The organism is Castellaniella hirudinis, assembly GCF_042651965.1.
GTDB lineage: Bacteria > Pseudomonadota > Gammaproteobacteria > Burkholderiales > Burkholderiaceae_B > Castellaniella > Castellaniella hirudinis.
Window position 1 is genome coordinate 13086 of sequence record NZ_JBHSDY010000003.1, and the last position, 15512, is coordinate 28597.

The 15512-nt window shown below is 69.0% G+C and carries 7 protein-coding genes; 5 read left to right on the top strand and 2 right to left on the bottom strand.

What is annotated here, in order from left to right:
• Positions 1-36: 36 nt before the first annotated feature.
• From ACFO0J_RS05310 to ACFO0J_RS05330, 5 genes are all read left to right on the top strand, one after another.
• Positions 37-2094, top strand: coding sequence for a transglycosylase SLT domain-containing protein (locus tag ACFO0J_RS05310; RefSeq protein WP_417281876.1), 2058 nt, complete (start codon positions 37-39; stop codon positions 2092-2094).
• Positions 2091-3233, top strand: a complete 1143-nt coding sequence (locus ACFO0J_RS05315) for a tRNA CCA-pyrophosphorylase (RefSeq protein ID WP_376812023.1) — start codon at positions 2091-2093, stop codon at positions 3231-3233. The genes ACFO0J_RS05310 and ACFO0J_RS05315 overlap by 4 nt, the downstream gene beginning before the upstream one ends.
• A 159-nt stretch (positions 3234-3392) precedes the next feature.
• Entirely contained in the window at positions 3393-6359 is a 2967-nt protein-coding gene (locus tag ACFO0J_RS05320; RefSeq protein ID WP_376812024.1) for a S8 family serine peptidase, read from the top strand.
• A gap of 75 nt (positions 6360-6434) precedes the next feature.
• Positions 6435-7229, top strand: coding sequence for a glutamate racemase (gene murI, locus ACFO0J_RS05325; RefSeq protein WP_376812025.1), 795 nt, complete (start codon positions 6435-6437; stop codon positions 7227-7229).
• Positions 7230-7567: 338 nt separating this feature from the next.
• Positions 7568-12238 (top strand): autotransporter domain-containing protein, encoded by a 4671-nt coding sequence (locus tag ACFO0J_RS05330; protein WP_376812026.1) that lies wholly within the window; start codon positions 7568-7570, stop codon positions 12236-12238.
• 49 nt (positions 12239-12287) lie between these two features.
• Here ACFO0J_RS05330 and ACFO0J_RS05335 read toward each other — a convergent pair whose 3' ends face one another.
• Positions 12288-13469, bottom strand: a complete 1182-nt coding sequence (locus ACFO0J_RS05335) for a class I SAM-dependent methyltransferase (RefSeq protein WP_376812027.1) — start codon at positions 13467-13469, stop codon at positions 12288-12290.
• A 157-nt stretch (positions 13470-13626) separates the two neighbouring features.
• Positions 13627-15336 (bottom strand): DEAD/DEAH box helicase, encoded by a 1710-nt coding sequence (locus ACFO0J_RS05340; RefSeq protein ID WP_376812028.1) that lies wholly within the window; start codon positions 15334-15336, stop codon positions 13627-13629.
• Positions 15337-15512 lie beyond the last annotated feature (176 nt).

Consider the following 15512-nt stretch of genomic DNA (forward strand, 5'->3'; position numbering starts at 1 on the left):
CCGTCCCGGCTGTGCCATGGGGCCCTGGCCTGGGGGCTGACGGCCCTGCTGGGGCTGGCCGGCTGCGCCGGCGCCCAGGCGCCCACGGCGGCTGAACAGCAGGCGGGCGAGGCCCCGCGCGTGACGCTGGCCGCGCCGACCGACGAGGCGACCGCGCCTGAATCCGCGGCCCCGGAAACCCCGCCCCCCGTGACCCCCGCGCCGACGCCTGTGGCGGTGCCGCCTGCGGCCCGCCAGGCCGTCCAGGATGCCTACGACGCCGTCCAGAAGCGGCGCTGGGCCGATGTCGATCGGCTGGCGCCGCTGGCCGCCGCCGACCCGGTGCTGGGCCTGTACCCGCGCTACTGGGCTTTGCGCAACCGGCTGCAGAATCGCGCCCTGCCTGTGCCCGACGCCGAAGTGCGCCAGTTCCTGGCCGATGCAGCCGGCACTTATCTGGACGAACGCATCCGCGCGGACTGGATTCTGGCGGCGACGCGGTCCGGCAACTATACCCAGGCTTTGCAGGTGCCGGCGGTGGCCGATTCGTCCGCCTCGGTGCGTTGCGCCCTGCTGCTGGCGCGCCACCAAAGCGGCAAGCGCGCCCGCTCGACCGAGGTCCTGGACGTGTTCCAGCCCGTCGCCGACTGTTGGGACCTGCTGGACCAGGTGACGGCAGACCACATCCTCAGCCGCAAGGAACTGAACGGCCTGCTGCGCGACATTCTGGAAACCGGCAAGCAGGGCAATGCCGACCGCATGGCGGGCGTGGTGTTCGACGATGCGGCCATGGTGCAGTACGCCGCTTTGATGAAGAATCCGCGCAAGTGGCTCGAATCCCGCAGCCAGCCGCGCTCGGGCGTCGATTTCGAGCTGGCGGCCATCGCGCTGTCACGCCTGGCGCGCGGCAATGACCGGCCCGAGGCCGCCCGCTTCATCCAGGAACGCTGGGCCGGCTGGATGCCCAAGGCCGATCTGCAATGGGTCTGGGGGCAGTTCGGCCTGGTGGCCGCCCTGAACGTCGATCCCGAGGCCGCGCGCTGGTACCGGCAATCCGGTTTCGTGCCGATGACCGACTACAACCATGCCTGGGAAGTCCGCGCCGAATTGCGGGCCGCGCCCCTGGATTGGAAGCGGGTGGGCGAGGCCATCCGCAAAATGAGCGCGCGGCAGGCCGACGAGCCCGTCTGGCGCTACTGGTACGGTCGTGCGCTGGCGGCCCAGGGCAATGCCGAGGCCGCACGCCAGTACTACGTGTCCATCGTCGATGATCAGGGCTTTTACGGCCTGCTGGCGGCCGAAGAACTGGGCCGCACGCCGGCCCTGCCCCCCCAGCCCGATCCGCTGGATCCGGCCTGGACCGCCCAGGCGCGGGCCAATCCCGGTTTGCAGCGCGCCGTGGCGCTGTTCGACCTGGGCTGGCGCCGGGAAGCCGTGCCCGAATGGAATTTCGCCTTGCGCGGCATGAGCGACGCCCAGTTGCGCGGCGCGGCGGAATTCGCCCGTGAGCAGCATATCTACGATCGGGTGGTGAACACGTCTCTGCAGACGCGCAATGTGACCGATTTCAGCCAGCGCTTCATTGCGCCCTTCGAGGGGCAGGTGGCCGCCAAGGCGCGCCTGATCGACCTGGATCCCGCCTGGGTCTACGGCCTGATCCGCCAGGAATCGCGCTTCATCACCGACGCGCGTTCCCGCGTGGGCGCATCCGGCCTGATGCAATTGATGCCGGCCACCGCGCGCCATGTGGCGCGCAAGATCGGCATGAAGGACTTCAAGCCGGGGCAGGTCAATGATTTCGACACCAACACGATTCTGGGGACCAACTACCTGAACATGGTGTTGCAGGACCTGAGCGGGTCCGAACTGCTGGCGACGGCGGGCTACAACGCCGGGCCGGGCCGGCCGAAACGCTGGCGCGCACAGTTGCTGACGCCGGTCGAAGGCGCGATCTTTGCCGAGACCATTCCTTTTACCGAGACCCGCTTGTACGTGAAGAACGTGCTGTCCAACGCGGTCTACTATTCGATGCTGTTTTCCGGCCAGCCCGATTCGCTGAAGGCGCGCCTGGGCACCGTCAGCCCCATGGCCGGGACGCAGACGGCCTTGCCGTGACCGCACACGATCCGGCGGTCGAGGGCCTGGAGGTCTACATCGTCGGCGGGGCGGTGCGCGACGCGCTGCTGAACCTGCCGGCGGGCGACCGCGACTGGGTGGTGGTCGGCGCCGGCCCCGAGATCATGGCGGCGCGCGGCTTCACGCCGGTAGGCGGGGATTTCCCCGTGTTCCTGCATCCGCGCACGCACGAGGAATATGCGCTGGCGCGCACCGAGCGCAAGTCCGGCCGGGGCTACCGGGGCTTTGTGTTTCACGCGGGGCCGGACGTCAGCCTGGCGGACGATTTGCGCCGCCGCGACCTGACGGTCAATGCCATTGCGCGGGCGCCCGACGGGACGCTGATCGATCCCCTGGGCGGCGTGGCCGACGTGCAGGCCCGCGTGCTGCGTCACGTGGGACCGGCCTTTGTCGAAGACCCGGTGCGCCTGTTGCGCCTGGCGCGCTTCGCCGCGCGCTTCCACGATTTTTCCATTGCCCCCGAGACCCTGGACCTGTGCCGCGCGCTGGTGCGCGACGGCGAGGTCGACGCTCTGGTGCCGGAACGCGTCTGGCAGGAATTCGCCAAGGGGTTGATGACGGCGCATCCCGGCCGCATGCTGGATGTGCTGGCCGAATGCGGCGCGCTGGATCGGGTCGCGCCCGGCCTGGCGTGGCATGCCGCCGTGGCCGATGGTCTGGCGCAAGGCGCCGCCCGAGGGCTGGATCTGGCCCAGCGCTATGCCTTGCTGTGCCGGGCTTCGGCGCCCGAACTGCAGGAACGGTTGCGGGCGCCGTCCGCCTGCCGCGACCTGGCGCGGTTGCTGCCGGGAGTGCTGGAACATCTGGCGGGGATGGCGGGGGTCGCCGCTGCGTCGGGCGTACCGGGCGCATCGCCGCCCGGCGCGGCGCCGGGCGATCCTGCCGCCTGGCTGGCGTTGCTGGAATCCTGCGATGCACTGCGCCGTCCCGAGCGTTTCGAGGCGCTGCTGGCGGCGGCGGATTGCGTACGCGGAGATGTCGGCCCGGCGGCCTGGATGCGGCGGCTGGATGCGGTGCGCGCGGTGGATGCGGGCGCCATCGCCCGCGCTGCCGGGGGCGATGCGGCGCGCATCCGCGATGACCTGCGCGCGGCGCGGCTGCGGGTGCTGACGGCATGAACTAATCGTGCGAGAATGCGACAATTTGTGTCATCCACTGGCCTTTTGTCCCTTTTCGACCTGATCATGCCGCCCCCCTTGCGATTTGCCCGCCGTGCCACGGCTGTTTCCATTGGCTCCATTGCTTTCCAGGCTTCAGCGCGTGGGCGTGCAATGCGGATGCGACGGCGCCTGTCCGCCTTGTTGGCCGGACTGGGGGTGTCCGCGGCTGCGCTGGCTGCGCCCGGGGATTTTCTGTTCGATCCCGCCTCTTTCATGGATATGGAGTTCCGGCGCAGCGGCGCGCTTGAACGCATCAATGCCCAGTATGCCTACGCGCGCGGCTATACCGGCAAGGGCGTGCTGGTGGCCGTCCTGGATTCGGGCCTGTACGCGCAGCACCCGGAATTCCGGGGGCGCGTGGTCGGCGGCTGGAATTTCCGCCCTGACCAGCGGCCCTGGGATTTTGCGGATACCGACCTGGACGATGACACCGGTCGGATCGAAGGGCATGGCACCCACGTGGCCGGGATCATCGCCGCTGCGCGCGACGGCGCGGGGATGCACGGCGTGGCCTACGAGGCCGGCCTGCTGGGCCTGCGGACGGATTTCGACCACGACTGGACCGCCTTCGATCACGCCATCCGCGCGGGCGCCCAGGTCCTGAACGGCAGCTACGGCCCCGACGGCACGCCGCCGGTGATGAGGCCCGATCCCGCGAACCCGGACGGCCCCCAGATCCCCAATCCGGGCTATTGGGACAATGTGAGCGCGCATCCCGAACTGCTGAAATACCAGAACGTGCCGCTCAGCGCGCTGCAGACCCAGGCGGCCATGTTGCGGCGTGCGGCGGCGGCCGATATTTTGATGGTCTTCGCGGCCGGCAACGACTATCGGGAATACCAGAGCCAGGCTTCGCACGTGTCGGGCTACGGCATGTACCACCTGATCACGCCGCGTTTTTTCATTGATCAGCCGGGCGGCATCGACCCCATGTTCCGCTTCCTGGACGACAAGGATCCCTCGACGGATCTCTATGATCCGGCGACGTACGTCATCGTCGATTTCAACGATTCCCGCGTGAGCAGCCTGGATTTCTCCGACCTGGGCGGCAGCATGCTGTCCGTGGTTTCGGTGGGGCCTGCGGGCGTGATCGCCAGCTATAGCAACCGCTGCGGCCAGGCGGCGATGTGGTGCCTGGCGGCGCCGGGCGGGGACGGCGGCGCCGCAGGCGAGCCGATCTGGTCGACCAATCCCGATCCGGCCAACGGCTATTACGTCACCATGGGCGGCACCTCGATGGCCGCTCCGGTGGTGACGGGCGCCGCGGCCGTGCTGCGCCAGGCCTTTCCCTACATGAGCGCGCGCCAGATCATCGAGGTCATCCTGACGACGACGAACGATGCGGGCATCTACGCCGACCACGCGATCTACGGGCGCGGCCTGCTGGACCTGGGCAAGGCGATCCGGGGGCCGGGCGAGTTCGGCGCGGACGGTTTCGCCCCGATGTTCCGGGCCGATACGCGAGGCTTTGACTCCTGGTTCGGCAACGATATCGAGGGCGATGGCGGGCTGGTCAAAGCGGGCGCCGGCACTTTGTACCTGGACGGCGCCAACAGCTATACGGGCGATACGGTCGTGGAGGGCGGACGCCTGTCGGTCAATGGCGATACGCGCACGTCGAAATTCACGGTGCTGTCCGGCGGCACACTGGGTGGAACCGGCACGGTCGGTCCGACCGAGGCCTTTGGGCGGGTGGCGCCGGGCAATTCGATCGGCACGCTGACGGTGGCGGGCAATTACGTCCAGGCAGCCGGCTCGGTGCTGGAAATCGAGATCGACGGTGCGGGCAAGTCGGATCTGCTGGAAGTCCAGGGCGATGCGGATCTGCAGGGGGGCGAGCTCCAGGTGCTGGGGCTGAAGGGCGGGTCGCTGGGGCGCACCATGACCTTCATGACGGTCGCGGGGGCCGTCACGGGGCCGGGCCTGGCGCTGCGCAACGACTACGTTTTTGCCGACCTGAGCCTCGTCGGGGCGGCGCCGTCGTTCAATCTGGCCGTGGCCCGCAATGCCACGAGTTTTGCGTCGCTGGGGCGGACCGGCAATCAGCGCAGCGCCGCAGGCGCGATCGAGTCCATGGGGGCCGGCGCCGTGCCTTACGAGGCTCTGATCGATCTGCGCGATGCCGGCCGGGCGCCGGGCCTGTACGACCAGCTTTCGGGGGAACTGCATGCGACCGCCCGCACGATGATGTTCGAGGATGCGCGTCTGGCGCGCAGCGAAGTCATGGGGCGTCTGGCGATGGACGGCCCGTCCTCCCCGGTCGTGCAAGGCGGCAATGGCCTGTGGGGCCGGACGATGGCCGCCTGGAGCCGGCATGACGGCGGCGACGTGTCCCAGGACGCGGACCGCCGGGCGACCGGCCTGATGATCGGTCGCGACGCGACGTGGGCGTCCGGCGCGCGGGCGGGCGTGGCGCTGGGCTACACCCGTTCGCGTGTGCGCGCCGAGGCGCACAACGAGGCGATGCTCGACGGTTACCACGCCCTGGCGTACGGCGACATGGCCTTGGGCGCATGGCGTTTGCGCGGCGGGGTCGGGCAGTCCTGGCATGTGGCGGACACGCGCCGCGAGGTGGACGTGGCCGGTTTGGAGCGGCAGACGGCGCGCTATAGCGGCTGGACGACGCAGGTGTTCACCCAGCTCGGGTACGCGCTGGCGCTGGGCGCGGCAGAGGTCGAGCCCTATGCCGAGGCAGCGCAGTCCTGGCAGCATGTGCGCGGCTTTGACGAGGACGGCGATGCGGCGCTGTCAGGCCGTCCGGGCTCATCGTCCAGCACCGAAACGACGCTGGGTGTGCGGGCGGGATGGCTCATGCCGACCCGGGCCGGCGACCTGAGGCTGACGGCGGGCGCGGGCTGGATCCATGCCTGGGGCAGCCTGTCGCCGCAGGCGCGGCTGGCCTACGCGGGCGGCCCGGAATTCGAGCTCTCGGGCGTCCCGGCCGCCCGCAATGCCCTGCGGCTCGAAGCACGCGCCAGTCTGGCCCGCACGCGCGCGACGCGCGTCGACGTCGGCTACGCCGGCCGCCTGGGCGGCGGCGTCCAGGACCATGGCCTGCATATCCAGGTGAACCACGCTTTTTGATCACGATGGTCCCCCCCGTGAGTCTGGCCGCAGGAAAAAGGAGGACAATCCTTTTTCCTGCGGATGACACACACCATGAGTTCTGAAGATCAACCCGTCCTCGTCTTCGATTCCGGCATCGGCGGTCTGACCGTGCTGCGCGAGGCGCGTTTGCTGATGCCCGAACGGCGCTTTGTCTATGTCGCCGACGATGCCGGTTTCCCTTACGGCGGTTGGGCCGAGGACGCTTTGCGGGACCGGATCGTGCGCCTGTTTGCCGATCTGCTGCGCGACCATGATCCGGTGCTGTGCATCATCGCCTGCAACACTGCGTTCACGCTGGCGGGTACGGCGCTGCGCGCGGCCTATCCGGACATGCCCTTCGTCGGCACCGTGCCGGCCATCAAGCCGGCGGCTGAACGCACGCGCTCCGGGCAGGTCTCGGTGCTGGCGACGCCGGGCACGGTGCAGCGCGACTACACCCGCGACCTGATCCAGTCCTTTGCCTCGCAATGCCATGTGAATCTGGTCGGTTCGCCCCGGCTGGCCCGCATGGCGGAGGCCTATGTCCGCGGCTTGCCGGTCAGTGACGAGGCCGTGGCTGCCGAAATCGCCCCTTGCTTTGTCGATGTCGGCGGCGCCCGCACCGACATCGTGGTGCTGGGCTGCACGCATTATCCCTTCATCGCCAATGTGTTCCGGCGGCTGGCGCCCTGGCCCGTGGATTGGCTGGACCCGGCCGAGGCCATTGCCCGGCGCGCGCGCAGCCTGCTGCCGCGCCTTGCCGATGCGCTGCATCCGGCCGAGGATGACACGGCGCGGCTCACCAGCGGCCAGCCGGATTTCGCCACGCGGCGTTTGATGAACAGCTTTGGCTTGAAGGTGGCCTGAGACTCGGCGGCGAGCGCCGGAGCGCGGTTCGGCGACCGATGAGCCGGGCGGGCATGGCGGCGCCCGCAGCGCCTGCAAGACCACGTTTCCAGCAGCTGTTCAGCCGCCGATCCATCCGTTATATTCGCGCACAAAATACATAAATATTTTCATGTGCGGAGGCTCGCTTGGTACGCGGTCATTGGTTTCACCCACGCCTCGTGGCGGCGTTGTGGCTTGGGTTGTGGGGCGGCGCTGCGCTGGCGGCCTGGGTGCCGGTCGGGCCGGCGCCAGCCGTATCCAAGGACAGTTGGACCAACGTCGTCGGGATCCCTGGCGACAACCCGGTTTCGGGTGCCATGAGCAGGGTGCTGCCGCATCCTGACGATGCCAATATTCTGCTGGCGGGGGGCGTCAATGCGGGGGTCTGGCTCTCGAAGGATGGCGGTCAGTCCTGGGCTGCATTGGGGGACAGCTTGCCCTCTCTGTCAATCGGCGCCATGGCCTTTGACTCAGGAAACTCCAATCGCTTGTGGGTCGGCTTTGGCAAGCAGAGTTCTTTTGCCGGCATCTCCGGGGCGCTGTCCGGTCTGGGGTATTACGAGTTCGATTTCGGTGCCGGGACCGAAACGTGGACGCCGGTGGGCAGTACGCAACTCGTGGGTCAGGATATTTCCAGCATTCTGGTCGATGGTTCGAGGGTGGTGGTCGGCAGCAAGACCTCGGCAAACGCTTCCGGCGTTTGGGTCAGTCAGGACGGCGGCGCGAGCTTCATCCAGACCAGCCTGGAGGCCGGCAACGTCACCAGCCTGGTGGCGGATCCCACGCAGGCCGGCCGCTACTATGCCGCCGTGGTCAATCCCGGCGATCCCAAAGGCGTGTATCGGACGGACGATGGCGGTCAGACCTGGACGCAGTTGGACTTGTCCGTCAGTCGACCGGGATCGGCGGATGGGCGCGTGACCTACGATCTGATGCTGTCGGTTGCGAACGACGGCGTGCTCGTGGCCAGCCTGATCGAGCCCCTGAAAACCGATCAGGGCCTGATCCGCGAAAATCCGCAGGTGACGGTGTATCGATCGACCGATCAGGGGGCGACCTGGACCAGCATGGGCGCGCCCTCCACGCGGGAAACCCTGCCCGATGGGCGGGTGGTGGATTGGGGCGTGTATACGGGCGGCCAGTTCAATTTGCATGGGGCCTTGCTGGTGGACCCGAATGACTCGCGCGTGGTGTACATCAGCGGCGATACCCAGGGGCCGTTCGAGCTGATTGGCGATGGGACGGGCAATTCCGTGGGGGCCCATGTCTACAACGGCCGCCTGCTGCGCGGCACGATGGACGATGACGGCAATACCGTCTGGGAGGCCATCACTAATGCGTATACCGCCAACGGCTCGGCGCCGCATGCGGATTCGCGCTTCATGGTGATCGACGCCCATGGCAATTTGCTGGAGACCGACGATGGGGGGATCTATCTGCGGACCGACCCCAAAACCTCGCAAGGGATCTGGCTGTCGCTGAACGGCAATCTGCAGACCGGCGAGGTGCACGCGGGGGCCTGGAATGCGTTGAGCCATACGGTCGTGACGGCCATGCAGGACAATGGCGCGACCGTGCAGGAGCATCCCGGCACCCTGACGCACCAGACCTTGTCCGGCGGCGATGGCGGCGTGGCGGCCGTCAATGCCGGTGCCTGGGGCGGCGATCGTCCCGGGGCCGCGATCTATACCAGCTCGCAGTATCTCGGCGGCCTGAACCGTCTGCGCCTGGGGGCGGATGACGAGGCCGACAGCCGAACCCCGCTGCAGATCGGGGTCTACGACGACCAGGGCGTGTTCAAGGTGATGGGCGAGGGTTCGGGCGCCGTCAAGCCGCCCCGGCCGCGCAAGCCTGTCACCAAGGCGGAGGCGTTGGCGGCGCTGACGCAGCCGGGCGTCGAACCGGTCTCGTTCTATCCCGGCTTCAAGCTGAACGCCATGGATCCCACGCGCATCGCAATCGGGGGATTCGACCTGTACGTGACCCAGGATACGCTGGCGGAGATGGGGCCTGATGGAGCGCCCGTCCGCCTGGTTGCGCGCAAGGTGTTCGAGGCGCCGACGACGGGGACTGAGTTCGTCGCCCTGGCTTTTGGCGCCCGGAACAATCCCAATGCGCTGCTGGGCGGCACGGGCTTTCAGAGCGGGGTCGATGCGCCGGGTGCGCTCTACTATCTGGAGGACGTGACGGCCGACACCCCCGCTTATACGACCATTTATTCAGGCACCGGCGTCCAGTCCGTCCTGTTTGATCGCAACCGGGGCACCGAGCGCCTTTATTTTGCGGATGGCCTGCATATCCAGCGCGGCACGGAGCAGCCGGCCGATCCCGCCGCGCCCTATGTCATTGAAAACCTGGATGGCGATCTGCCGGGCGCTTTCTTTCAACGGCGCGGGCTGGACCATATCGCCAAGTACGGCGTGTCCGCCCTGGTGGCGGCCGGCACCCATAACGAGGCCGGCGGCAACAAGCTCTACACCCTGCGCGGCCCTGATGAGGTGGCCGCCGCCGGCGCCGCCTGGGACACCCGCCTGGGCGCCATCCCGAACGCGCCCGTCTTCGGCCTGGACTATTCCGTGGCCGACGACGTGCTGCTGGCCTACACCATGGGGCGCGGCGCGTTTGCGCTGTACGACGTCACCACGTATTTTCCTGAGGCCGAGAAACTGGTCTTCGGGCAGGCGGACAACGACAGTCAGGCGACGAATCCGCAACTGAAGAATGGCGAGACGCTGGCGGGCGTCGCGTTCGATCGGACCTTGTACAAGGTGGGGCGCGGCACCTTGGATCTGCGCCTGACTACGGCGGAATATAAAGGGGGCACGGAGATCCAGGGGGGCACTGTCCTGGTCGACGGTGACGGCAATCTCGGCGCTGCGGGCACCGGCTTGCGCCTCGACGGCGGGGCCCTGGGCTTCGGCGCCGCGTTCAGCCTGGACCGGCAGATCGAATTGGGCGCAGGAGGCGGCATGTTGCGGGTGGGCGGCATGCCGGGGGTGAATCCGCTGGCGGTGGCGCAGGGCAACGACGTCATCCAGGGCGTCGGCGCCTTGGCGGTGGCCGGGGCCGGCACGGATGTCAGCCGCTACACCTTCACCCGGAACAATACCTTCGAGGGCGGTCTGAGGGTCTTTGCGGCCACGGTATCGGCTGCGGGCGATGCGCAACTCGGCCAGGCCGGCGGCGCGATTGCCTTCGATGCGGGACGGCTCGATTTCCAGAGCGGCTTCCAATTCGATGCCTCTGGCCTGTTCACCCGGCCTCTGGCCGTCGGAGCGGGCGGCGGCTGGCTGGATACGCACGATAACAGCGTCCGTTACGCGGGCGTCATCACCGGCGGCGGCCTGCTGAGCTTCGATGGCACGCCGATGGAAATGGGCGGGGACCTGCGTCTGGATGCGATCTGGAATAGCGCCCTGAGGGTGCCGTCCGGCACGACGCTGCGCGGCACCGGCCAGGTGCGTGGGCGGCTGGACGTAGAGGGCACGCTGTATCCGGGGAACTCGCCCGGCACGATGAGCGCTCTGGGGCCGGTGCTTCAAGGGCCGGGCAGCGTCTATGCGCTGGACATCGACGGTCCGGGGACGGGCAACGGCGCGGGCAATTATTCGCGCTTGCTGGTGCTGGGACTGGGGGCGGGCAGCACGTATACGGCGGATGGCCTGATCCAGCCCGTGCTGCGGGGGATCGGCGGCAGCGCCACGAACAGCTATACGCCGGCGGTCGGCCAGGGTTTCGACGTGGTCGTGGCCGAAGGCGGGCTGCTGGGCAGCTATCTGGGTTTGACACAGCCTGCGGACGGCCTGGCGCCGGGCACGCGCTTTGACGCCGTGTATGGCCGGCAGGTGCTGCAACTGTACGTCACCCCGGCGCAGTATGGCGATCTGGCGCCCCTGGGCATCCGGACGAATGCCGGGCAATCCGGTGTGGGTCTGGCCCTGGATCGTTTCCGCGCACCGGCCGGTGTGCGGCCTGCAGAGCCCTACAAGGCGCTGTATGACGCGTTGGCGCCGGTGTCCGCAGCGGGGATGACGGCAGCCTACGATCAGCTCGGCGGCGCGGTCTATCCGGTCATGCTCCAGGCCGACATGGACAGCCACCGCTACCTGAACGACAGCCTGATGTCGCAGCTCTGGTCCGAGCGCGATCGTCTGATGCGGCCCGGCGGCCGGGGCGCCTGGGCCTATTATCTGCATCGGGACAGCCGGCTCGACGACGATGCCGGCGGCCGTGGGTTCCGCGACCGGCAGAACGGCGCCATGGCCGGCATGGACCGGCCTTGGGGACGGGATGGGGTGCTGGGCGCGGCGTTTGCCTATCTCGACAGCCAGACCACGGCGCATGCCGGCCTGGGCCAGGGCGGGCGCCAGAACTGGCAGATGTCGGCCTATGCCAGCCTCGCGCGCGGGGATTGGCTGTTGTCCGGCGCCGTGGGCCTGGGCCTGAGCCAGTCCTCGGTGACGCGCGGTCTGCCCGCCGGAGAGCTGGGCAGGATGCGCGCCACCCTCGACGGCAGGACGCTGGCCCTGTCGCTGCGCGCCGGCCATCCGCTGTGGCAGTCGGTGGACCGGGGTGTGGACGCCTGGGTGGGCTCGCAGTATCTGCACGTCTGGCAGAACGCCCCTTCGGAGTCCGGCGCCGCCGTGGTGCGGGTCGATCCGGCCGCTTCGTCGATGCAGTCGCTGCGCCCGGCCGTGGGTGTGACGGGACGATGGGATTTCACGTCCCGGGGCGTCGATTGGCGGGCCACGCTGGATGCCTCGCTGAGCACCGAACTGCTCGACGAACGCGCCGCGCTGGACACCCGGTTCCTCGGGCAGGATCTGCGGATGCGCAGCGCATCCACGGGACGTGTGGCCTGGGATCTGGGCGCAGGCATCGAGGCGCGTTTCAACGAGCGCCTCTCAGGCCGTCTCTCGGCGCAGTACGAGGGTGCCCAAGGCTACCGGGCCACGTCGGCGCGATTCAATTTTCTGTATCGGTGGTAGGGGAGCGCACGTGATCTGAGGGGGCTGCGGGTGGTGGCGTCGGCGTCGCCTATAAGCGGTCCCGCCGGTCCCCGCGCGTGAAACCCAACAGGGGCGCATCCAGGCCGCGGCCGACGGCCAGGACCTTGAACAGTTCGCCCATCTCGGCTTCGGACAGCAGTATGTTCAGGGCGGTCAACTGGCGCGCGCGTTGCGCCGGGTCGTCGCCGGGGGCGTGGATCAGATCGGTCAGGCCGGCGTTCATCAGGAAGCGCGCCTGGGACGTGTAGCCCATGACGTCCAGCCCGCCGTCCAGCGCGGCATCGGCCATGGCGGTGAAATCCACGTGGGCGGTGATGTCCTGCAGGCCGGCCAGGATCAGCGCCTGGTCGTGGGCGTGGTGGCGGAAATGGCACATCAGCGTGCCGCGCAGGCGCTGGGGGTGGTAGTACTCGGCCTGCGGAAAACCGTAGTCGATCAGCAGGGCGGCGCCGCGTTGCAGCCAGCGGCCCAGGTCGCGCACCCAGGCCTCGGCCTGTGGATTCATTTCCGACTGATAGCCGGGCAGGGCGGGCATGCGGGCGGCCAGGGCCGCCGCCGTGGGCGGGGGCGCTTCGCGTGTCGCCCAGCGGAAGGGGGCGACGGCCTCGGGGCGGGCGTCCAGGGCGACGCCCAGCAGTTCCGGCGTGCCGGCGGCGTTCCAGCGGAACAGGACGGCGGGCATGGCGTCCAGGACCTCGTTGGCCACCACGCAGCCGCTGAAGGCCGTCGGCAGCGCATCCAGCCAGCGCACGCGGCCGGCATGGTCCGACAGGCGCTCGCGCTGGCGGGCGCGCAGGTCGGCGGACAGTTCCAGGATCTCGTATTCGACTTCGAAGCCCAGGTCTTGCAGGGCGGGAATCAGCGCGGCGGCCAGCGCGCCCGATCCGGCGCCGAATTCCAGGACGCGGGCGGACCCGCAGGCCTCCAGCACCTGGGCGACCTGACGCGCCAGCGCGCGGCCGAACAAGGGACTGGTTTCCGGCGCGGTGGTGAAATCGCCGTCGCGGTGGAATTTGGTGCTGCCGGCGCTGTAATAGCCCAGGCCGGGCGCGTACAGGGCGGCTTCCATCCAGCGCTCGAACGGCAGCCAGCCGCCGGCATCACGGATGCGCTCCGCGAGCATGGCCTGGACGAGGGCGCCATGAGCGCGCGCGTCGTCGTCGGCTTGCGGCAGGCCGGAGGGGATATGGACGGTGGGCAGTTCGATCATGGGACGAGGCGGGACATAGGACAGTCCCCTACGGACTGTCCTATGCCGGACGAGTCGGAGCCGCTTGCAAGCGGCGACGCGGGGGGAGTGCTTACGACTATAAAACAAAAGCCCCGGCATGTTAGTGCCGGGGCAGTGAGGCGATCAGATCACCAGATCAAGCAAACCGAGGGCGCGACGCACGGGGCTGGTCCTGGCGGTCCTGCCGCTTGAAGGACGGCTTGGAACCGGCCTTGTGGGCGGGGCGGGCGGCGCGCGGCGCGTCGCCGTCACGGCTTTGGCGCGGGCCGGCGCCGTGAGGCGCGCGGTCGGCCTTGGGGTGGAAAGGGCGGCCTTCGCCGCGTTCCGGACGGGCAAAAGCCGGCTTGTCCTGTTCCCAGGGTTTGCGGGCGCGGGCCGGGCGCGTATCACCGTCGGCCTCTTGCTGCCAGGGTTTGCGGGCGTAGGCCGGGCGGCCCTCGCCGCGTTCCTGGCGGGCGAACGGCTTGTCCTGTTCCCAGGGCTTGCGGGCGTGGGCCGGGCGGGCATTGCCGTCGGCGCGGGCCTCTTGTTCCCAGGGCTTGCGCGGCGCACGCGCCGGGCGGGTGTCGTCGCCGGCCAGGGCGTCTTGCTGCCAGGGCTTGCGACCGCGCGGGGCGCCGCCGGAGGGGCCGTCCTTGTGCCAGGGCTTGCCGCCTTGCGGGCGGGCGCCCCGGGCGGGTCGGTCCTTGTAGGTGGGCCGCACGGAACGCTGCGGCTCCAGGCCGGGGATGGTTTCCATGGGGATCGCCTGACCGATGAAGTGCTCGATGCGGCGGACCTTGTGGCGCTCGGCATGCACGGCCAGGGTGATGGCCTGACCGTCGCGGCCGGCGCGGCCGGTGCGGCCGATGCGGTGCACGTAGTCTTCGGCCTGCAGGGGCAGGTCGTAGTTCACGGCGTGGCTGATGGTCTGCACGTCGATGCCTCGCGCGGCGACGTCGGTGGCGACCAGCACGCGCACCTGGCCCTTTTGCATCAGGCCCAGGGTGCGGGTGCGCTGGCGCTGGTTCATGTCGCCGTGCAGGGCGGCGGCGGCGAAGCCTTCGTCGGACAGATGATCGGCCAGATCGTCGGCGCCGCGCTTGGTGGCGGTAAAGACGATGGCCTGATCCAGGCTGGCGTCGCGCAGCAGGTGGTCCAGCAGGCGCAGCTTGTGGGCCTTGTCGTCGGCGTACAGCAGGTGCTGCGTGATGTTGGTGTGCTTCTGGCGGTGGGTGGTGATCTCGATGCGCTGCGGTTCGCGCATCAGATTGGCCGCCAGGTGGGCGACCGTGCCGTCCAGCGTGGCCGAGAACAGCAGCGTCTGGCGCTCGTCCGGCGTGCTGCGGACGATGGTCTCGATGTCTTCGATGAAGCCCATGTCCAGCATGCGGTCGGCCTCGTCCAGCACCAGGGTCTGAACGGTGGACAGGTTCACGCGGCGCGCTTCCAGGTGGTCGATCAGGCGGCCCGGGGTGGCGACCAGCACGTCCACGCGGCGCGACAGGGACTTGATCTGGGCGCCGTAGGGCATGCCGCCGACCACGGTGGCGATGCGCAGGCCGTCGATCTGCTTGCCGTAGGAACGGGCCGCGTCAGCGACTTGCATGGCGAGTTCGCGCGTGGGCGTCAGGACCAGGACCTGAACGCCGCGGCCGCCCGCACCGGCGCGGTGGCTCAGGTGTTGCAGGGCGGGCAGCATGAAGGCGGCGGTCTTGCCGCTGCCGGTCTGCGAGGACACCATCAGGTCATGGCCGGCCAGCGCTTGCGGGATGGCGGCGGATTGAACGGAGGTGGGGGTGTCGATGCCGAGGTCGCGCAGAGCGGCCACGAGCTGGGGGCCGAGCCCCAGGGAGTCGAAGGACATAGGTTTCCTTGCGCCCGTGAAGACGGGCGATATGCCGCGGGGAACGAATCGGATGTCCCCGCCGGGTTGCTGTCGCGGATGTCTGCCGGACAGAATCAGTCGCATGCGCCGACCGAATCAACCCAAACGGCACGTCAAGCGTGAAACCGAGGTCAGAAGGTCAGAAAACAAGCAAT